Origin of the sequence: Streptomyces durmitorensis (assembly GCF_023498005.1) — a bacterium.
Lineage (GTDB): Bacteria > Actinomycetota > Actinomycetes > Streptomycetales > Streptomycetaceae > Streptomyces > Streptomyces durmitorensis.
Genome location: NZ_CP097289.1, coordinates 8,069,262 through 8,088,006, shown reverse-complemented (window position 1 = coordinate 8,088,006; position 18,745 = coordinate 8,069,262). Strand labels below are relative to the sequence as shown.

Here is an 18,745-nt window from a genome sequence, read left to right as displayed (position 1 = left end):
GGGCTACGGCTCCCTCGGCGGCCACTGGGGACGCTGGTCTTCGGGCAGGGTCAGCAGGGCCTGGCCGACCGTGCGGTGGGCGGGGAGCAGTTCCGTGCTGCCGGTCAGCGTCAGCATTTCCGAAAGACGCCGGCCCGCACCCGCGAGCAGCAGTCTTCCCTCGCGGCGGGCGAGCAGCCAGCGCACGGCGAGCAGGCAGTTGAGCCCGCGCGAGTCGCAGAACATCAGCGCCGTCACGTCGAGGACCAGGTGCAGGTGGCCGGCCTCGACGGAAGCGCCGAGGGTACGCAGAAAGTACTCCTCGCAGGACTGGTCGAGCTCGCCGCTGACCCGCAGCACCGCGGAGTCGGAGCAACTCGCGAGCTCGGTGATGGTCAGGCGATGGGTCTCAGTGGACATCGCACCCCCATGAGCCATCGTACCGAGATCAACCCAGTGGCCTCTCCCGAAACAGCCCGGCGGGGCTCGCGGGTTTCCGCGTGGCGCTACTACCTCTTCGCTACTACCTCTTGTCGAGGAGCTTGGCCCGCAGCCGCCCGAGGATCCTGGTGAGGATGCGCGAGACGTGCATCTGGGAGATGCCGAGCTCCGCGCCGATCTCGCTCTGCGTCATGTCGGCGGCGAAACGCATCGCGAGGATCCTGCGCTCGCGTTCCGGGAGGGCGGCGATGAGCGGCTTCAGGGTGTGCAGGTCCTCGACCTTGTCCAGCTCGGGATCGCGGTAGCCCACGTGGTCGGCCAGCGTGTCGTCGGAGTCGACCCCGTCGGCCGGAAAGTCCAGGGAGGCCGTGGTGTAGCCGTTGGCCGCGGTGAGGCCCTCGCTGATCTCGGCCTCGTCCAGGTCGAGGTGCTCGGCGAGTTCGGCCGTGGTCGGGGCGTGCCCGTTGGTCTGCTCGAGATCGGTGGTGGCCTTGACCAGGTCGAGGCGGAGTTCCTGGAGCCTGCGGGGAACGCGCACGGCCCAGGTGGTGTCGCGGAAGAAGCGCTTGATCTCGCCCATGATGGTCGGCAGCGCGAAGGTCGGGAACTCCACGCCCCGCTGCAGGTCGAAGCGGTTGATCGCCTTGATCAGACCGATCGTGCCGACCTGGACGACGTCTTCGTACGACTCGTCGCGCGGGCGCATCCGGTGCGCGGCGTACCGCACGAGGTTGAGGTTCAGCTCCACCAGCGAGTTGCGTACGTAGGAGTGCTCGGGAGTGCCTTCCTCCAGCGCGTCCAGGCGGGTGAAGAGCGTCTTGGACAGGGCCCGCAGATCGGCCGTGCGCTGCCCGCCGCCCAGGGGCAGGGGGTGCTCGGTGGCCGTCGGCTCGGCTGCGGCGACGTCGGGGCCGGCGGTATGTCGCTCGGCGAACGCCACCGTGGGTGCTGGGCTGCTGGGCGTCGGGGCCACCATCGTCACTCCCGGAACACATGGCGCCCTCGGGGTGAGAGCGCGCCGTGCACGGGCTCTTACCCGCCATCTCCCGTTACATACCTGTGACTTGACTCTCCGTATAAGAAGCTACTTGCGGATAAGAAGCCGCTTCCGGGGAACTCGGTTCGAGCGCGGGATGACACGGGAGGTGGACGGCTGTGATCTGGTGGATGTGGCTGACCGTCGTGGTGGTCGCACTGCTCCTGCTGGCCGGTGCGGCCTTGGGGACGCAGGCCCGGCGCCGGGGCGGGGGCGCGATCGTGGTCCGTCGAGGGCGTCGTGCGGGACGCGGGAGGATCCGATGACCACGCTGATGCTCGCCGCCGGGCTGACCAAGCGGCCCGTGGTCACGCTCGGCGGGGAGGCGGTGGCCCAGGTCAAGGACACCGTCTTCGACGCGGCGGGCGGACAGATCACCGGTTTCACGCTGGCGGGCCGCGGGCTGTTCTCCGGTCCGCTCAAGCAGAGCCTGCCCTGGTCCGGCGTGCACGCGCTGGGGCCTGACGCGGTGATGATCCCCGCCGTCGAGGTCCTGCAGGCCAGGGACGCGGTGGTCGACAGGGGCGAGGCCGACACCGGGCAGGTGCGCGGCGCCCGGGTGCTGAGCGATGCCGGTCTCGAGTTGGGCACCGTGCTCGACGCGGTGGTCGAGGGCGGCACCAGCGGCCGGGTGGTCGGCTTCGAGGTCGCCACCACCGAGGCGATGGGCCGCCATGAACGCCGGGTCTTCCTGCCGGCGCACGGCCAACTGGCCATGACCGGCGACACCTTGGTGATCCCTGCCCTGCTCGCCGAGCAGGCGGTGGACGACCTCGGCGCGCTGACCGCCGCCTGGGAGCGGATCCGCGCCACCGGTGAGGCGGGGTTGCGGAAGGGGGACGACCGATGATGCTGCTCAGTCAGGTACTGGGTCACCCGGTGATCAGCGCCGAGGACGCGCGCCCGGCCGGGGAGGTGGCCGGAATCGGCATCGATCCGCGGACCCGCCGGATCACGGAGCTGTATCTGCGGGACACCAAGACCGGCGACAGCGTGCCGTGGACCGCGGTGCGCGGGGTGGGCCCGGACGCGGTGATCATCGACACCGGCGCCGCGGCCGAGGACTCCCGGAGCAGCTCGCACTCCCGGGCGCACAAGAGGCTGCTGGGCAAGCGGGTCCTCACCGAGTACGGCGAGGACATCGGCACGCTCACCGAAGTCACCTTCGACCCGGACACCGGCACCGTCGGCGACCTCTACGTCGGACGCGAACAGACTCCCGGCAACCGCCTGATCGGCCTCGGCCCCTACGCGCTGGTCCTCGGCGCCGGGCCCGCGCTGTGATCCAGGCCCACGGGGCGATCACCCGGCCGAGCCGCTGCGGCAGAAACGCTATGTTTTGAGTGAAGCAATATGTGTGTCGGCCGTGAGAGAAATCAGCGTGAGGCGCTCTGAGAGTTTCTTGCGCGCCAGCCGGAACGGCATTTTCTACCACCCGGGGCCGACCGTGGCGTGCTACTGTCGATCTCAGTTGCAGTTGTGGTTCCCAAAAAACTTCAAGTGCCCTCACCGCTCTTTTGTGCAGGTGAGAGCACTTTTGTATTTCCGGTCATTTCCGGCGGGGCGATCATCGCGGCGACACGGAGTGCGCACAGTGCGGACTCCGGGCACTGCCCCGAAGGAGATTTGACATGGCTATTGGCACCGTGAAGTGGTTCAACGCTGAAAAGGGCTTCGGCTTCATCGAGCAGGACGGCGGCGGCCCCGACGTCTTCGCCCACTACTCGAACATCGCCGCCCAGGGCTTCCGTGAGCTCCAGGAAGGCCAGAAGGTGAACTTCGACATCGCCCAGGGCCAGAAGGGCCCGACGGCCGAGAACATCGTTCCCGCCTGACGCTCACGCGTACTTCGCAGCTGGGGCCCGCACCTTGGGGTGCGGGCCCCAGCTCGTGCATTTCCCGCACCATCCAGGGCCACACATTCTCTGCGCGAACACCGTGTCATCGACCCTTTGTTCGCCGTGCCCCTGTCCGGAACGTAACTCGTTCCCGCGCATCCGCCCGCAGAACACCTGCCGCCGGCCGGATTCGCTTTACGCATTTTCTCCGGCCCGTTCTCGTGATTCTCCGCGCTGCGTTCTCGCTGCGGAATTTCCTTGGTACGTGCCGCATCAAGGAAGGTTCCGCATGAACCGCACACGCACGAACGACCGCTCTTCCCGCGCACGCTCCGGCGGCTACGGCTCGGGCTCCGGCTCCAGCTACGGCTCCGGCTCGGGCGGCGGCAGGAGCGGAGGCCGCTTCGGCGCCCCGTCCGGCGGCGGCCGCTCCGGCGGCTCGAACCGTTCGGGTGGCTACGGCCGCCGACCGTCCGCACCCCAGGGCGAGTTCGCCCTGCCGGTCACGGTCACCCCGGCGCTCCCGGCCGTCGAGGCGTTCGCCGATCTCGTGATGCCGGCGCCGCTGCTCGCCGCGCTCGGCCGCGAGGGCATGAGCGTGCCGTTCCCGATCCAGGGGGCGACGCTGCCCAACTCCCTCGCGGGCCGCGACGTACTCGGCCGTGGCCGCACCGGCTCGGGCAAGACCCTCGCCTTCGGCCTCGCACTGCTCGCCCGTACGGACGGTCAGCGCGCCGAGCCGCGCCAGCCGCTGGCCCTGGTCCTGGTCCCCACCCGCGAACTGGCCCAGCAGGTGACCGACGCGCTCACGCCGTACGCCCGCGCCCTGAAGCTGAAGCTCGCCACGGTGGTCGGCGGCATGTCCATCGGCAAGCAGGCCGGTGCGCTGCGCGCGGGAGCGGAAGTCGTCGTCGCCACGCCCGGCCGGCTCAAGGACCTCATCGACCGCGGCGACTGCCGGCTGAACCAGGTCGGCATCACCGTCCTGGACGAGGCCGACCAGATGGCCGACATGGGCTTCATGCCCCAGGTCACCGCGCTGCTCGACCAGGTGCGCCCCGAGGGCCAGCGGATGCTGTTCTCGGCCACCCTGGACCGCAACGTCGACCTGCTGGTCCGCCGCTACCTCAACGACCCGGTCGTCCACTCCGTCGACCCCTCGCAGGGCGCGGTCACCACGATGGAGCACCACGTGCTGCACGTGCACGGCGCGGACAAGCACCAGACGACCACCGAGATCGCGGCCCGCGACGGCCGCGTGATCATGTTCCTGGACACCAAGCACGCCGTCGACAAGCTGACCGAGCACCTGCTGAACAGCGGTGTCCGCGCGGCGGCGCTGCACGGCGGAAAGTCGCAGCCGCAGCGCACGCGGACCCTGACCCACTTCAAGACCGGTCATGTGACGGTGCTCGTGGCGACCAACGTCGCCGCGCGCGGGATCCACGTCGACAACCTCGACCTGGTCGTGAACGTCGACCCGCCCACCGACCACAAGGACTACCTCCACCGCGGCGGCCGTACGGCCCGCGCCGGTGAGTCCGGCAGTGTCGTCACCCTGGTGACGCCGGGTCAGCGCCGCGACATGAGCCGCCTGATGGCCGCCGCGGGCATCACCCCGCAGACCGCCCAGGTGCGCTCCGGCGACGAGGAGCTGAGCCGCATCACCGGCGCCCAGGCCCCTTCGGGCGTCCCGGTCACCATCACCATGCCGGCCTCCGAGCGCCCCCGGCGCGGCAGTTCGTCCTCGTCCCGTGGCCGCCGCAGCCGCAGCGCCCAGGACCGGCGCACCGACCGCGCCCCGCGCCGCGCCGCCCAGGGCCCGTCCGCCGCGGCGGCCTAGGCTCCGCGTTCACCAGGCTCATCCATCCCTGCAGGAGGTACCTTTGACACCGGTTCAGACGCAGCCCCGCCCGGCGGATCCCGCCACCGTCCCCCTGACCGGCGCCGAGAGCGCCGGCGGTACGGACGCGAGCGGACCTCAGGTCCGTGACGACATGACCGTGGAGCTGGCTCTGTCGGTCATGTCCGGCTCGGGCGCGGGCCATCTGTTCCTGTGCGACGAGGACGACCAGTGCACGGGCCTGATCACTCGGGCCCGGCTCATCGCCGTCCGCGAAGGCCCCGCCTACACGGACCAGGTCCGCCTACGGGACGTCCTCGCTCTCACGCGTTGATCGCCCCACCCTCTCAACCGGCCCCTCTCCTCACCTGTGAGGCATCATGCGCTGCGTCATCGCCCGTTTCCCGTTCGACCTCACCAAGAGTGGGGTGCTGGACGCGATGAAGGGCATCAAGCCCGAGCCCATCACGGGCGACTCCGTCATCGTCGGCCGCCGCCACTACCCCATCAAGCAGGTGGGAGCGGTCATCACCCGCCAGGACCGTCGTGACTTCAGCGCCGGTGAGGTCACCCGCGCCATGACGCTCCTCGGCTTCACCTGCCGCACCCCCTCCGAGGACGCCGCCCCGCGCGACCTCACCCCGTTGCAGACCGCGTCGGCGATGCTCGGAGCCTCCACGCCCGTGTAACGACGAGGAACAGCCAAGAGGGCCCTGCCGGCGCGCGCCGGCAGGGCCCTCTTGCGTGCCCGCAGCCATACGCGCAGCCCTGCCCGCGACGCTCGCAATCGGCCAGCAGCGCACAAAATCTGCTCTCGCGGGAGTAGACATTGAGCGGTCGCATGATTAGGGTTTCTCTCGTACCCATAGACCAGAGGAGAACGGAGGAGCAGACGCCATCAGGATCGCCCGGCCCGAGATCGATTCGGCCGGGTGCCGCAAGACCCCGGATTGGAAGGTGGTCCCCGGTCACGCATCAGCGATCCCCGCAATCCCGCCCAATTCTCGGGCCGGACGGCGGAAACAAGAGGTCGGCGCAGCACTAGGGCCGACAGATGGTGTTGAATTTCCTTCGGGGCCTTGGTGCCGTACGGCGCCAGGGCCCCTCGACGCGTTGGCACAAGAGGTGACATGACTGCAGATATTCCGCTCAGTGGTCGTCTGGACGACGACGACTACCCCGCCTACACCATGGGGCGGGCCGCCGAGATGCTCGGCACCACACCCGGCTTCCTGCGGGCCATCGGTGAGGCCCGGCTGATCACGCCGCTCCGCTCGGAAGGCGGGCACCGGCGGTACTCCCGCTACCAGCTGCGGATCGCCGCGCGCGCCCGCGAACTGGTGGACCAGGGCACCCCCGTCGAGGCGGCGTGCCGCATCGTCATCCTCGAGGACCAGCTAGAGGAGGCCCAGCGCATCAACGCCGAGTACCGCCGCACAGCGGCCGACACCAGCGACGCCCCGGGCTGACCCCACAGGCTTCACGCGGCCGGAGGCCACACCCCCGGGACGAGAACCCCCAGCGCGTACGCCCGCGCCACCAGTTCCGTCCGGTTCGCCGCGCCCCAGCGCTCGGTCAGTCGGCGCAGGTGGTAGGTGACCCCGTCGCGGGTGAGGCCCGTCTCGCGGGCCGCCTGAGCCGTGGTGGCGCCACCGGCCAGCAGGGCCAGGATGCGGGCCTCGGCCGCCGTGGCGGCTTCGACGGACTCCGGAGCCGGAGCGCGCTCCTCGGCGCGCTCTTCGCCCAGGACGCGCAGCAGCACCAGCAGGCCGGGCACCGCCTCGACCGTGTCGCTGACCGGCTCCGCCGTCAGCTCGCCGTGGCGCCGTACCCCGTCGGCCGCATCCCAGTGCACGGCGACCGGATAGCGCGAGCGGTGGCGCAGCCGTACCGCCTCGGCGATCCGCAGGACCTGGGTCTTCTCCTCGGGGCGGAACAGCTCAAGGACGTTGCGGCCCCGCAGGGTCCCGGAGGTCTCACCCCACTCCGCCGCCATCGCCGGGTTGGCGAGGATGATCGCCCCGCTCGCGTCGCAGACCGCGACCGGCATCGGGATGCGGTTGAAGAGGAGCATGGCGCGGTTGCGCCACAGCACGGAGTCCGCGGAGTCCACAGGGCGACTCCTTCCAGCCAGGGGCAGTCAAGAGCGGGGCGTCATTCGCCACTACACAATCATGTAGCGCCGCGGCGCCGACCCGCGGGGACCGGCGATCAAGCTGGGGATCAGTGACTTCCGTACGGCGAAAGGCAGTTGTCACGCCATGCCCCCCACCACCACCGCACCGCTCCCCCAGGACGCCGGGTCCGACCTCGACGGTGTACCGCTGATCGACATCTCCGCCACCGGGCCGGGGTCCGCCCCGCTGCAGCAGGCCATGGAACTGGTCCGCCGCCACGGGCCCGTGGTGCGGCGACGGCTGCACGGCCGCGACGCGCTGTTCGTGAGCGATCTCGATCTCGTCACCGAACTCGCCGACGAGACCCGCTTCGCCAAGCACGTCGGCCCCGCCCTGGAGAACGTGCGCGAGTTCACCGCCGACGGCCTCTTCACCGCGTACAACGACGAGCCCAACTGGGCCCGCGCGCACGACATCCTGATGCCCGCGTTCGCGCTGGGCTCGATGCGCACCTACCACCCGATGATGCTGCGCGTCGCCCACCGGCTGATCGAGTCGTGGGACCGCGGCGCGCGCAACGGCCTCCCCGTGGACGTGCCGGGCGACATGACCCGGATGACGCTGGACACGATCGGGCTCGCCGGGTTCGGCTACGACTTCGGTTCGTTCGAGCGGGCCGAGCCGCATCCCTTCGTCGACGCCATGGTCCGCTGCCTGGAGTGGAGCATGACGCGGCTGAGCCGCACGCCGGGCAGTGACCACGCGGCGGCGGACGCGGCCTTCCGGGCCGACGCCGACTATCTGGCGCAGGTGGTCGACGAGGTCATCTCCGCGCGGGCCGGTGGCGCCCTGGGCGCCGAACCCGCCGATGACCTGCTCGGCCTCATGCTCAGCGCCGCGCACCCCGGCGACGGCTCCAAGCTGGACACCGCCAACATCCGCAACCAGGTCATCACCTTCCTGATCGCGGGGCACGAGACGACGTCCGGCGCGATGTCCTTCGCGCTGTACTACCTCGCCAAGCACCCCGCCGTCCTCGACCTCGTGCGGCGCGAGGTCGACGCCCTGTGGGGCGACACGGCCGACGTCGAGCCGACCTTCGACGAGGTCGGGCGGCTCACCTACACCCGTCAGGTGCTGAACGAGGCGCTGCGGCTGTGGCCGACGGCCGCCGCGTTCGGCCGGCATGCCCGCGAGGACACGCTGCTCGGCGGCCGGATCCCGCTGCGCGCGGGCCAGGGCGTCACCGTGCTCACGCCGATGCTGCACCGGCAGCCCGTGTGGGGCGACAACCCGGAGCTCTTCGACCCGGAGCGTTTCACCGCCGAGGCGGAGGCGGCGCGTTCCCCGCACGCGTTCAAGCCGTTCGGCACCGGCGAACGGGCCTGCATCGGGCGGCAGTTCGCGCTGCATGAGGCGACCATGCTGCTGGGGATGCTGGTGCACCGCTACCGGCTGCACGACCACGCCGACTACCGGCTCACCGTCAAGGAGACGCTCACCCTCAAGCCCGACGGCTTCACGCTCACGCTGACGCCGCGCACCTCCGCCGACCGCGTGCACGGCGAGCTGCCGGGCAAGGCAGCGGGCCAGGCCGTCGCGGAGCCCGACGCCACCGTGCTGCCCGCACGCGTCCTGCCGGGCACGCGCGCGCTCTTCCTGCACGGCAGCAACTACGGCACCTGCCGGGACTTCGCCGCCCAACTCGCCGACGAGGCCGCTTCGGTGGGCTGCGAGACGGAGGTCGCGCCGCTGGACGCGTACGCGGGCGCGCTGCCCGCCGACCGCCCGGTCGTGATCACCGCCGCCTCCTACAACGGCCGGCCCACCGACGACGCTGCGGTGTTCGCCTCCTGGCTCGACGGCGCCCCCGCGGCCACCGCCGAGAACGTCACGTACGCCGTCCTCGGTGTGGGTGACCGCAACTGGGCCGCCACGTACCAGCACGTCCCGACGCGCTTCGACGAGCGGCTCGCGGAGCTGGGCGGCGCCCGGCTCGTGGAGCGGACGGCGGCCGACGCCTCGGGCGATCTCGGCGGCTCCGTACGCGAGTTCACGGCCCGGCTGCGCAGGGCGCTTCTTGAGCGGTACGGCGATCCCGACGCGCTGGACGCCCCGGGGGACACTGCCGCCTCCGATGCGTACGAGGTGCGCGAGGTGACCGGCGGCCCGCTGGACGCCCTCGCCGCGCGGCACGGGCTCGTTCCGATGACGGTCAGCGAGGCGTACGACCTCACCGCGCCCGGTCACCCCCGTACGAAGCGCTTCGTACGGCTCGCCCTGCCCGACGGCGTGACCTATCGCACCGGCGACCATCTCACCGTGCTTCCGGTCAACGACCCGGCGCTCGTCGACCGGGCGGCCGCCGCGCTCGGCGTCGACCTGGACGCGGTGCTCGACATCCGCGCGAGCCGCCCGCGCCGCGACGGCCTCGCCGTGGACCGCCCCCTGACGGTGCGCCAACTCTTCTCCCGCCACGTCGAGTTGCAGGACCGGCCCACCGCAGACCAGCTGGCCGTGCTCGCCGCCGCCAACCCCTGCCCGCCCGAACGGGCCGCTCTCACCGCCCTCGCCGACGACGCCGAGGCCCGCGCGGCCGACGGGCGCACGCTGCTCGAACTGGTCGAGGCCTGCCCTGCCCTGCGCGGCGCGCTTGAGTGGGCCAAGCTCCTGGAGGTGCTCACGCCCCTGCGGCCCCGCCACTACTCGGTGTCCTCGTCGCCGGGCGTGCGCCCCGGACACGCCGACCTGATGGTGTCCCTCCTGGAGGCCCCGGCCCGCTCGGGCAGCGGGCTGCTGTACCGCGGCACGGGCTCCGGGCACCTGGGCGGGGTGCGTCCGGGCGACACCGTCCTGGCCCGCGTCCAGCCCTGTCGCGAGGCCTTCCGCATCGACCACGCGGACACGGCGCCCGTCGTCATGGTCGCCGCGGGCACCGGCCTCGCCCCGTTCCGCGGCACGATCGCGGACCGCGCGCAACTGATGGCTGGGGGGACCCAACTCCCGCCCGCGCTCTGCTACTTCGGGTGCGACGCGCCGGACGCGGACTTCCTGCACGCCGATGAGCTGCGCGCCGCGGAGTCCGCGGGAGTTGTCTCGCTGCGCCCCGCCTTCAGCGCCGCCCCCGTCGACGGGGCGGCCTTCGTCCAGCACCGCATCGCGGCGGAGGGCGACGAGGTGTGGGGCCTGCTGGCCGCCGGAGCCCGGGTGTACGTGTGCGGCGACGGCTCACGCATGGCGCCGGGCGTGCGCGACGCCCTGCGCACCCTGCACCGGGACCGTACTCCGGGAGCCACGGCGGCGGACTCCGAGCGGTGGCTGGACGAGCTGACCGCGGAAGGGCGTTACGTCGAGGACGTGTACGCGGCCGGGTAAGGAAGGCAGGCGGCTCACGCCGGGTCCGGCACACCGGGCCCGGCGTGCGGGCCGACTTCCGTACCGGCTTACGTACCGGCTTACGTACCGGCCTGCTTACCGGTGGCGAACAACTCCCCCAGGGCGCGGGCTGTTTCGTCGCTGTCCACGTGGTGCAGGCTCCGGATGCCGAGGCGTGCCGCCCCGCGCAGATTGTGCTCCAGGTCGTCGATCATGACGCAGGCGGTCGGTTCGACGCCGAGGCGGTCGCAGGCCGTCCGGAAGATGCGGCGGCCCGGCTTGCGCGAGCCGATGTCGCTGGAGATCACGACGACGTCCGCGAGCGCGTCCAGGTCGTATCCCTGGTAGCAGTCGTCGCCCAGCGCGTTCGACACGATCGCCACCGGGACGCCCTGGGCGCGCAGCCCCTTCAGCGCGCCGAGCATCTTCTCGTCCGGTCGCATCCCCGCCCCGATCGCGGTGACGAGGCCCGCCGCCTCCACCTCCACGCCCTTCTCGCGCAGCCGCCCCGCGATGCCCCGCTCGAACTCGGCCTCGCCCATGCGCCCGCACTCGTGCTCCACAAGGAGCGCCGACGCCTCCGCGTCCTCCCGGAACAGCCGCTCGATCAGCAGCGGATCGTCGCTCACCCGCGCGGAGTACGAGCGGAACGAGTCGAGCACACTGGTGGTCAGCACACCGCCGAAGTCGGTGAGCACCGCACGCGGCGACGCGTCCGGCCGCACCTCAGGCGCGTCGTCCACTTCTGCCTCCTCTACATCCCGCCCTTGTCGGCGTAGTCGAATCGTCGGTCGAGGATCTCAAGGACCCGCTCGCCCCAGCGTAGGTTCGACTCCTCCAGGGACCGGCCCGCCATCAACGTGAGGTAGGGGCCGATCCGCTCGGCCTCGCGCAGGTACCGCGCCTCGTCGCGGCCACCGAGGAGGTGGAGGCGCAGCCGTTCGTACCGGGCGAGTTTGCCGCGCGACCACTCCATGCGCTCCTCGATGAGCGCGCGGGTGGCCGCCGGGTCGCCGCCGTCCATGGCCTGCACCTTGACCATGAGTTCGTCCCGGATGGCGATGGGCCGGGGCGGCTCGGCGGCGAAGGCGTGCAGGTCGCGCAGGCCGGCCTCGGTGAGCGTGAACATCCGCTTGTTGGGCCTGCGTTCCTGCTGCACCACGCGGGCGTCGATCAGACCGTCGCCCGCGAGTCGCTCCAGCTCGCGGTAGAGCTGCTGGGGAGTCGCGGACCAGAAGTTCGACACGGACACGTCGAAGATCTTGGCCAGGTCGTAGCCGGACGACTCGCCCTCCAGGAGCGCCGCGAGCACCGCGTACTTGAGAGACATCTGGACACCGTACACCGATGTGATTACTCTCCTCCACACCTACTCAACAAATTGACTATCAGCACGATCAAGCACGATCAACGATGACGCGAGGTGTGGGCATGCAGGCATTCCGCAAGGCCGTTGAGGCCGACGATCACGAGGCCATCGAGGCGCTCCTGGCCGACGACGTGGTCTTCTCCAGCCCGGTGGTGTTCCGGCCCTACCCGGGCAAGGCGACGACCGCGGCGATCCTGCGCGGCGTCACGCGGGTCTTCGAGGACTTCCGGTACGTACGCGAGATCAACGACGCCTCGGGGCGCGACTCGGCGCTCGTCTTCGAGGCGCGGGTCGGCGACCGGCAGATCACCGGCTGCGACTTCCTTCACGTGAACGAGGACGGACTGATCGACGAGTTCATGGTGATGGTCCGCCCCCTGTCGGCCGCCCAGGCGCTCGCCGAGGCCATGGGCGCCCAGTGGGAGCGGATCACGCGGGAGGCGGCGGGCGCGTAGCCGGTGCGGGCGGCTACCAGGCGCGGGCCGACTGGATGAGGTGGTCGCGTACGAGGGCGACGTGCGGGTTGTCCGCTGATCCGGGGCGCTGCACGAGGTAGCCGGTGTTGATCGGGGCGTCCTCCGGGTCGTGCAGGAGCACCAGGGCGCCGGCGGCCAGTGCGTCGCGGCAGAGGTAGCGGGGCAGCACGGAGAATCCGGCGCCCGCGACGACGGCCGCAAGGACACCGCGCAGATCGGGGACCGTGACGGAGGCCTCGCAGGCCAGCCGCTTGCCGAAGACGTGACGCCAGTAGCGCCGGGCGATCGGCAGGTCGTCGGCGTACGTGATCAGCGGGACGCCGAGCAGCACCCCGGGCCCATCGGCGGCGATCCGCGTGGCGCCGCCGATGCGCTCGGCCCAGGAAGCCGAAGCGACCAGGACGAACTCCTCGTCCGCCAGCGGCACGGAGCTCAGGGAGCGCCCGCGGGGGCGGGCCGTGGCGATCACCAGGTCGTGCCGCCCCGCCCGCAGCCCGTCCAGGAGCCGGTCGGTCAGGCCCGTCGTCACGCGCAGCCGGACCCCCTTCTCGATCAGCGGGGCGAGCGCGGGCAGCGCGCAGTGGCAGAGCATCTCCGCCGGGCCCGCCAGCTGGACGGGCTCCGCGGGGGCGCCGTCCAAGGGGCCGCCGTGCCCGGTGACCGCGGCGAGGGCGTCGAGGGGATCGACGACGCGGGCGGCGAGCGCGTCCGCGTACGGCGCCGGGGCGACGCCGCGCGGCAGCCGCTCGAACAGCTCCCGGTCGACCTGCCGCTCAAGGGCTCGGATCTGTGTGGTGACGGTGGGCTGCGAGAGGCCGAGCAGACGGGCCGCGGCGGTGAAGGAACCCGACCGGTACACGGCCAAAAACGTACGCAGCAGGTTCAGGTCCAGTGGGCCCCCGGCGGCGCTCCGCGCCACGGCCGCCCCGTCAGGACCCTCCGGTGCGGCCACCGGAGCTATTCCCGTCGACCCATCGGAATTCCTATCTCCCATATGGGTCAGCCTATTGGATTTCGTTGGGTACGCCCACCTACCTTCGAGGACAGCACCACCTGACGCTCTGAGCACAGAACGTCAGAGCTTCCAGCCTCGGAGAGACACCATGGCCAAGATTCTGTTCGTCGTGACCGGCGCCGACCACTGGACGCTGGCCGACGGCACCCAGCACCCGACCGGCTTCTGGGCCGAGGAGGCCGTCGCGCCGTACGAGGCGTTCAAGGCCGCAGGGCACGAGATCGTCGTCGCGACACCGGGCGGCGTCGTGCCGACCGTCGACCAGGCGAGCCTGGCGCCCGAGTTCAACGGCGGCCAGGAGGGCGCCGACAAGGTCGCCGTGACCCTCGCGGAGATCAGCGAGTTCCTGCGGCCGCTCAAGCTGGCGGAGGTCGACCTCGCCGACTACGCCGCCGTCTTCTACCCCGGCGGTCACGGCCCCATGGAGGACCTCGCCGTCGACGCCGATTCCGGCAGGCTCCTCACCGCCGCCCTGACGTCCGGCAAGCCGCTCGGTGTCGTCTGCCACGGCCCGGCCGCGCTGCTCGCCGCCACCAAGGAGGACGGCTCGAACGCGTTCGCCGGGTACGAGGTGACCGGCTTCACCAACGTCGAGGAGACGCAGTCCGGCTTCGCCGAGAAGGCCAAGTGGCTGCTCCAGGACCGGCTCGTCGCGGCGGGCGTCGACTTCCAGGAAGGTGAGCCCTGGGCCCCCAAGGTGGTCGTCGACCGCAATCTGATCACCGGTCAGAACCCGGCGTCCTCAGCCCCGTTGGCGGCCGAGCTCGTCAAGAAGCTGGCCTGACCCTCATGGGTACCGACCGGCTCGACGAGGTCCTCGACGCCGCCTACGACTCCCTCACGCGGTATGGCGTACGGCGCACGACGATGGACGACATCGCCTCCACCATGGGCGTGTCCCGGTCAGCCGTCTATCAGTACGTCCGCAACAAGGACGACGCCTTCCGCAAGCTCGCCGAGCGCCTGCACGCCGAGGCGCTCGCGCGGGCCCGGCAGGCGGCGGCCGGTGACGCCCCCAGCGCGGAGCGCATCCGCGGTGTCCTCGCCGCCAAGCTCGACCTGGTCCTGCGCCTCGCCGGGGACTCGCCGCACTCCGCCGAGCTCCTCGATGCCAAGGCCCGCCTCTTCGGCGACATCTGCCACGGCTTCACCGGATCGCTGCGGAGCCTGCTCGTCGACCTGTTCACCGAGGCGGGGACCCCGGCATCGGTGGAGCCCGCCCAAGCGGCCGACATCTGCATCGCCCTGGTCATGGGCCTGGAGTCCGTGTCCGACGCCCGCGAACTCTTCGGCCCGGCCACCGACGCGCTCCTGACCGGCCTCCTCGGCTCGCCGGTCACCACGATCACCACGGCGACCGACTGACCGAACCCCCTCCCCCTCCCCCTCCCTGCCTCTCCCCCACCCCCCATGCACCGGCTCATCTGAGACCTCCCGAGGAGACCCCTCATGCACCACCCCGAAGCGCCCGCCTCCGAAGCTGTCGGCCCCGAGGCGCTCGTCGCCAAGCTCCGTGCCACCTTCGCCACCGGCCGCACCAGGCCGCCGGCCTGGCGGGAGGAGCAGCTCACCCAGCTGCGTTCCCTGTTCACCGAGCACCGCGAGGACATCGCGGACGCCCTGTACGCCGATCTGCACAAGCCGCGCACCGAGGCCTACACCGCCGAAGTCGACTTCCCCGTACGGGAGATCGACCACACGCTGGCCCATCTGGAGGAGTGGCTGCGCCCGCAGCCGCTCGCGCCCGGCGCCCTCGCGGGGCTGCCCGAGGGATCGACCGCGGGCACGCAGTACGAGCCGCTCGGCACCGTCCTGATCATCGCGCCGTGGAACTACCCCGTGCAGCTCCTCCTCGTGCCCCTGGTGGGCGCGCTGGCCGCGGGCAACACCGCCGTCCTGAAGCCGAGCGAAGTCACCCCGGCCACCTCGGAGCTGATCGCCCGCCTGATCCCCGAGTACCTGGACACGGACGCGGTCGCCGTCGTCGAGGGCGGCGTGCCGGAGACCACCGCGCTGCTCGCCCAGCGCTACGACCACATCTTCTACACCGGCAACGGCGCCGTCGGCCGCATCGTGATGCGCGCCGCCGCCGAGCACCTCACCCCGGTCACCCTCGAACTCGGCGGCAAGTCACCGGTGTTCGTGGACCGGGACGTCGACGTGGCCGCCGTCGCCACGCGTCTTGCCGAGGCCAAGTTCCGCAACGCCGGGCAGACGTGCGTCGCCCCCGACTACGTCCTCACCGACCCGGACACCGCACCCGCCCTCGCCCGGGAGCTGCGCACGGCCGTGGAGCGGGTGTTCGGCGCGGACCCGAAGTCCTCCCAGACCTACGGACGCATCGTCAACGAACGGCACTTCGACCGGGTCTTCGCCCTCCTCGGCTCCGGGACGACCGCGTTCGGCGGGCAGAGCGACCGCGACGACGTCTACATCGCGCCGACCGTGCTCACGGACGTGAAGCCCGACGAGCCCGTGATGCAGGAGGAGATCTTCGGTCCCGTACTGCCGATCGTGAATGTCGACGGCCTCGACGAGGCCATCGCCTTCATCAACGACCGCGACAAGCCGCTCGCCCTCTACGGCTTCACCGAGAACGAGACGACACGGCAGCACCTTGCCGCGGAGACGTCGTCGGGCGGGCTCGGCTTCGGCCTTCCGATGGCTCATCTCCGCGTCCCCGAGCTGCCGTTCGGCGGCGTCGGCGAGAGCGGCGTGGGCAACTACCACGGCCCGCACTCCATCGCCACGTTCAGCCACCGCAAGGCGCGGCTCGACGTGCCGCTGGGCTGAATCCCGGCCACTGGCTGTGGCGGCCCTGTGCAGTTTCCGCCCTCCCTGTGCTCCTCTCGGCTACCGCGCCATAAGCTGCGCGGTTGATCAACGCAACGCCACCGTCCAGGTCGTTCGCGTTCCCCGGGAGGAGCACACATGGCAGAACAGCGCCGCTGGGCACAGGAGGGCGAGCCCGAGGAGCCGGGCCGCCGCAGGGTTCTCGCATATCTGCTCGCGGCGCCGACACTGGCCGTCGGCGTACGGCTCGGCGTCGACTCGGCCGGCGGGGAGTCGGCCGAGGCCGTCGTGCCGTCGCCTCCGCAGCCCGAGAACCTGCTCGATCTGGGCGACCTGCAGAACCTGGCGGCGGCGCCGACATCGGGCCTGATCTCCGTCCAGGTGCACGCGGACGGCACCGCGTCGTTCGCGGTGCCCCGCGCGGAGGTGGGCCAGGGCATGACCACGGCGGTCGCGATGATGATCGCCGAGGAGATGGACCTGCCGCTCGCCAAGATCAAGGTCACACTGGCCGACGCACGGCCTGAGTTGATGATGAATCAGCTGACCGGCGGCTCGAACTCGATGCGCAGCATCTACCGCCCCGTGCGCGTCGCGGCGGCCGTCGCCCGGCAACGCCTCGTCTCGACGGCCGCCGAGCAGTGGGGCGTCGCCGCGTCCGAGTTGTCCACCAAGGACGGCGTCATCTCGTACGGCTCCGCGAAGAGCGCCACGTACGGCTCGCTCGCCAAGGCCGCGGCCAGCGCCCATGTCGTGGCGGCGTCGGCGCGGCTGAAGGAGCCGTCGGAGTTCACCGTCATCGGCACCCCGCAGAGCCGTGTCGACGCGCTGGCCGCCGTGACCGGCCGCAAGACGTTCGGCATGGACCTTCAAGTCCCCGACGCCAAGCCGACGATGGTGCGCAGGCCGCCGACGATCAACGGCACCGTCGTCTCCGTCGCCAACGCCGAGGCGGTGCGCGCCATGCCGGGCATCACCGATGTCGCGACCGTCAGGCACGGGGTGGCGGTCCGGGGCGAGACGTTCGGCCAGTGCATCGACGCGCTCCGGGCGCTGGAGGTGAACTGGGGCCCCGGCACGGTGGACAAGGAGTCGGACGCCACCGTCCTGGCCAAGCTGAGGAAGGCCGCGCTGCCTCTCGTCGTGCCCCCGCTCCTGACGAAGAAGGTCGAGGCCGAGTTCACCTTCGCGTTCGCCAGCAACAGCCCCCTTGAGCCGGACAACGCGATCGCCGACGTGCGCTCCGACCGGGCCGAGATCTGGTCGAGCCTCAAGGTGCCGATCGTGGCGCAGCGCGAGATCGCCACTCAACTCGGCCTGCCCCAGCGGGCCGTGACCGTGCATGTGGTGGAGGGCGGCGGTTCGTTCGGGCGGCATCTCTTCCACGACGTGGCCGCCGAAGCCGCCGAGATCTCGCAGAAGATGGGCAAGCCGGTCAAGCTCTCGTGGTCCCGTACGGACAACTTCCGGCAGGGCCGCACCCACCCCATGTGCATCTCGCGGGTCCGCGCCACCTACGCCCTCGGCAATGTCCTCAGCTATGAGCAGCGGCACACCAGTTCACGGACGGACTTCGGCCACGGCCTCGGCGAGGTGCTCACGTCGACGGCCGCGAAGCTGCCCGTGGTGGGCAATCCGACGTTCGCCCAGACCATCTTCCAGCTCACGCAGTCCTCGCCCTACCACTTCGGCGCCACCACGCAGCTCCTGAACGAGGTGCCGCTGAAGTTCAACACGGGCAGCATGCGCAACATCTACTCGCCGAACGTGGCGTGTGCGCGGGAGCTCGTCGTCGACCGGCTCGCGGAGAAGATGGGCAAGGACCCGGTGGAGTTCCGCCGCGAGTTCGTCAAGGACAAGCGGCTGCGCGCCGTCCTGGACAAGGCTGCCGAGGTCGGCGAGTGGGGCAGGGCGCTGCCCTCGGGCGTCGCGCAGGGGATCGCGCTGCACGCCGAGTACCGGGGAGCGGTCGCCTCGCTCGTCGAGATCGACTGCCGCCCCGAGACGGTGAACCGCGAGGTCAGGGACGGAGTCACCGGGCCTCGCGTCACGAAGGCGCTGATGGTCGTGGACGCGGGCTTCGCCATCAACCCCCGCGGCATCGAGGCCCAGATGATGGGCGGGATGAACGACGCCATCGCCATGGCGCTCACCTCCAGCCTGCACATCAAGGACGGCATCCCGCTGGAGGGAAGCTGGGACAACTACTTCTACACGCGGCAGTGGAACACCCCGCCCGAACTGGACGTCGTCGTGATGGGGACGACCACCGGAAAGCCTGCCGGGGTAGGCGAGTTGGGGGTCGCGCCCGCCTTCGGCGCGATCGCCTGCGCCTACGCGCGCGCCACGGGGACGATGCCGACCAGCTTCCCGATCAACCACGGGACGCTCTCCTTCGAGCCGCTGCCGCTCGAACCGTCCACGCCGCAGTCCCCGACCGACGGTCTCGACCGTGCTTACTGA

General features: G+C 71.2%; 19 protein-coding genes. 13 read left to right on the top strand and 6 right to left on the bottom strand.

All coding sequences use genetic code 11. From position 1 onward, the window contains the following. Positions 1-3 precede the first annotated feature (3 nt). A complete protein-coding gene (locus M4V62_RS36220) occupies positions 4-399 on the bottom strand; it encodes an STAS domain-containing protein (RefSeq protein ID WP_249591401.1) in 396 nt (131 codons plus the stop codon). 103 nt (positions 400-502) lie between these two features. After that, a complete protein-coding gene (locus tag M4V62_RS36215; RefSeq protein WP_249591400.1) occupies positions 503-1,396 on the bottom strand; it encodes an RNA polymerase sigma factor SigF in 894 nt (297 codons plus the stop codon). A 322-nt stretch (positions 1,397-1,718) separates the two neighbouring features. On the opposite strand from M4V62_RS36215, the gene M4V62_RS36210 reads away from it, so the two are divergent. The 7 genes from M4V62_RS36210 (at position 1,719) to M4V62_RS36180 (ending at position 6,606) form a co-directional block, all read left to right on the top strand. Beyond that, positions 1,719-2,306: a PRC-barrel domain-containing protein gene (locus M4V62_RS36210; RefSeq protein ID WP_249591399.1), complete on the top strand. Its 588-nt coding sequence runs from the start codon at positions 1,719-1,721 to the stop codon at positions 2,304-2,306. Further along, positions 2,303-2,740, top strand: a complete 438-nt coding sequence (locus M4V62_RS36205; RefSeq protein WP_249591398.1) for a PRC-barrel domain-containing protein — start codon at positions 2,303-2,305, stop codon at positions 2,738-2,740. Before M4V62_RS36210 ends, M4V62_RS36205 begins: the two co-directional genes overlap by 4 nt. Positions 2,741-3,087: 347 nt before the next feature. Continuing rightward, a complete protein-coding gene (locus tag M4V62_RS36200; protein WP_249591397.1) occupies positions 3,088-3,291 on the top strand; it encodes a cold-shock protein in 204 nt (67 codons plus the stop codon). 292 nt (positions 3,292-3,583) lie between these two features. Continuing rightward, a complete protein-coding gene (locus tag M4V62_RS36195; protein WP_249591396.1) occupies positions 3,584-5,137 on the top strand; it encodes a DEAD/DEAH box helicase in 1,554 nt (517 codons plus the stop codon). A 43-nt stretch (positions 5,138-5,180) separates the two neighbouring features. Beyond that, positions 5,181-5,471: a CBS domain-containing protein gene (locus M4V62_RS36190; protein WP_249591395.1), complete on the top strand. Its 291-nt coding sequence runs from the start codon at positions 5,181-5,183 to the stop codon at positions 5,469-5,471. 46 nt (positions 5,472-5,517) lie between these two features. Beyond that, positions 5,518-5,826: an SCO5918 family protein gene (locus tag M4V62_RS36185; protein WP_249591394.1), complete on the top strand. Its 309-nt coding sequence runs from the start codon at positions 5,518-5,520 to the stop codon at positions 5,824-5,826. A 441-nt stretch (positions 5,827-6,267) separates the two neighbouring features. Beyond that, positions 6,268-6,606, top strand: a complete 339-nt coding sequence (locus M4V62_RS36180; protein WP_249591393.1) for a MerR family transcriptional regulator — start codon at positions 6,268-6,270, stop codon at positions 6,604-6,606. Between the two features lie 11 nt (positions 6,607-6,617). Here M4V62_RS36180 and M4V62_RS36175 read toward each other — a convergent pair whose 3' ends face one another. After that, complete coding sequence (locus tag M4V62_RS36175) at positions 6,618-7,211, bottom strand: PAS domain-containing protein (protein ID WP_249593158.1); 594 nt, start codon at positions 7,209-7,211, stop codon at positions 6,618-6,620. Between the two features lie 187 nt (positions 7,212-7,398). Between M4V62_RS36175 and M4V62_RS36170 the strand changes: the two genes are divergently transcribed. Beyond that, the gene (locus M4V62_RS36170) at positions 7,399-10,629 is read left to right on the top strand and encodes a bifunctional cytochrome P450/NADPH--P450 reductase (RefSeq protein WP_249591392.1); all 3,231 of its coding nucleotides are present in this window, start codon (positions 7,399-7,401) and stop codon (positions 10,627-10,629) included. A gap of 80 nt (positions 10,630-10,709) precedes the next feature. Here M4V62_RS36170 and M4V62_RS36165 read toward each other — a convergent pair whose 3' ends face one another. Together M4V62_RS36165 and M4V62_RS36160 are read right to left on the bottom strand one after the other, a co-directional pair. Continuing rightward, the gene (locus M4V62_RS36165) at positions 10,710-11,372 is read right to left on the bottom strand and encodes an HAD family hydrolase (protein ID WP_249591391.1); all 663 of its coding nucleotides are present in this window, start codon (positions 11,370-11,372) and stop codon (positions 10,710-10,712) included. An 11-nt stretch (positions 11,373-11,383) separates the two neighbouring features. Beyond that, a complete protein-coding gene (locus tag M4V62_RS36160; protein WP_249591390.1) occupies positions 11,384-11,959 on the bottom strand; it encodes a PadR family transcriptional regulator in 576 nt (191 codons plus the stop codon). Between the two features lie 101 nt (positions 11,960-12,060). Here M4V62_RS36160 and M4V62_RS36155 point away from each other — a divergent pair, with 101 nt between their 5' ends. Beyond that, positions 12,061-12,453 carry a nuclear transport factor 2 family protein gene (locus M4V62_RS36155; RefSeq protein WP_249591389.1) on the top strand — a complete coding sequence of 131 codons (393 nt, stop codon included), beginning with the start codon at positions 12,061-12,063 and terminating at the stop codon, positions 12,451-12,453. 13 nt (positions 12,454-12,466) lie between these two features. Here the strand turns inward: M4V62_RS36155 and M4V62_RS36150 are convergent, their stop codons facing one another. Continuing rightward, positions 12,467-13,468 (bottom strand): LysR family transcriptional regulator, encoded by a 1,002-nt coding sequence (locus tag M4V62_RS36150; protein ID WP_249591388.1) that lies wholly within the window; start codon positions 13,466-13,468, stop codon positions 12,467-12,469. Between the two features lie 109 nt (positions 13,469-13,577). Between M4V62_RS36150 and M4V62_RS36145 the strand changes: the two genes are divergently transcribed. From M4V62_RS36145 to M4V62_RS36130, 4 genes are all read left to right on the top strand, one after another. Then, positions 13,578-14,273 carry a type 1 glutamine amidotransferase domain-containing protein gene (locus tag M4V62_RS36145; protein ID WP_249591387.1) on the top strand — a complete coding sequence of 232 codons (696 nt, stop codon included), beginning with the start codon at positions 13,578-13,580 and terminating at the stop codon, positions 14,271-14,273. A gap of 5 nt (positions 14,274-14,278) precedes the next feature. Beyond that, positions 14,279-14,854 (top strand): TetR/AcrR family transcriptional regulator, encoded by a 576-nt coding sequence (locus tag M4V62_RS36140; protein WP_249591386.1) that lies wholly within the window; start codon positions 14,279-14,281, stop codon positions 14,852-14,854. 84 nt (positions 14,855-14,938) lie between these two features. Further along, complete coding sequence (locus M4V62_RS36135; protein ID WP_249591385.1) at positions 14,939-16,282, top strand: aldehyde dehydrogenase family protein; 1,344 nt, start codon at positions 14,939-14,941, stop codon at positions 16,280-16,282. A 138-nt stretch (positions 16,283-16,420) separates the two neighbouring features. After that, entirely contained in the window at positions 16,421-18,745 is a 2,325-nt protein-coding gene (locus M4V62_RS36130; protein WP_249591384.1) for a xanthine dehydrogenase family protein molybdopterin-binding subunit, read from the top strand.

Coding starts and splice junctions, on each gene's coding strand:
- M4V62_RS36220 (WP_249591401.1), bottom strand. CDS start 399: ATGTCCACTGAGACCCATCGCCTGACCATCACCGAGCTCGCGAGTTGC.
- M4V62_RS36215 (WP_249591400.1), bottom strand. CDS start 1,396: ATGGTGGCCCCGACGCCCAGCAGCCCAGCACCCACGGTGGCGTTCGCC.
- M4V62_RS36210 (WP_249591399.1), top strand. CDS start 1,719: ATGACCACGCTGATGCTCGCCGCCGGGCTGACCAAGCGGCCCGTGGTC.
- M4V62_RS36205 (WP_249591398.1), top strand. CDS start 2,303: ATGATGCTGCTCAGTCAGGTACTGGGTCACCCGGTGATCAGCGCCGAG.
- M4V62_RS36200 (WP_249591397.1), top strand. CDS start 3,088: ATGGCTATTGGCACCGTGAAGTGGTTCAACGCTGAAAAGGGCTTCGGC.
- M4V62_RS36195 (WP_249591396.1), top strand. CDS start 3,584: ATGAACCGCACACGCACGAACGACCGCTCTTCCCGCGCACGCTCCGGC.
- M4V62_RS36185 (WP_249591394.1), top strand. CDS start 5,518: ATGCGCTGCGTCATCGCCCGTTTCCCGTTCGACCTCACCAAGAGTGGG.
- M4V62_RS36180 (WP_249591393.1), top strand. CDS start 6,268: ATGACTGCAGATATTCCGCTCAGTGGTCGTCTGGACGACGACGACTAC.
- M4V62_RS36175 (WP_249593158.1), bottom strand. CDS start 7,211: ATGCTCCTCTTCAACCGCATCCCGATGCCGGTCGCGGTCTGCGACGCG.
- M4V62_RS36170 (WP_249591392.1), top strand. CDS start 7,399: ATGCCCCCCACCACCACCGCACCGCTCCCCCAGGACGCCGGGTCCGAC.
- M4V62_RS36160 (WP_249591390.1), bottom strand. CDS start 11,959: ATGTCTCTCAAGTACGCGGTGCTCGCGGCGCTCCTGGAGGGCGAGTCG.
- M4V62_RS36155 (WP_249591389.1), top strand. CDS start 12,061: ATGCAGGCATTCCGCAAGGCCGTTGAGGCCGACGATCACGAGGCCATC.
- M4V62_RS36150 (WP_249591388.1), bottom strand. CDS start 13,468: ATGGGAGATAGGAATTCCGATGGGTCGACGGGAATAGCTCCGGTGGCC.
- M4V62_RS36145 (WP_249591387.1), top strand. CDS start 13,578: ATGGCCAAGATTCTGTTCGTCGTGACCGGCGCCGACCACTGGACGCTG.
- M4V62_RS36140 (WP_249591386.1), top strand. CDS start 14,279: ATGGGTACCGACCGGCTCGACGAGGTCCTCGACGCCGCCTACGACTCC.
- M4V62_RS36135 (WP_249591385.1), top strand. CDS start 14,939: ATGCACCACCCCGAAGCGCCCGCCTCCGAAGCTGTCGGCCCCGAGGCG.
- M4V62_RS36130 (WP_249591384.1), top strand. CDS start 16,421: ATGGCAGAACAGCGCCGCTGGGCACAGGAGGGCGAGCCCGAGGAGCCG.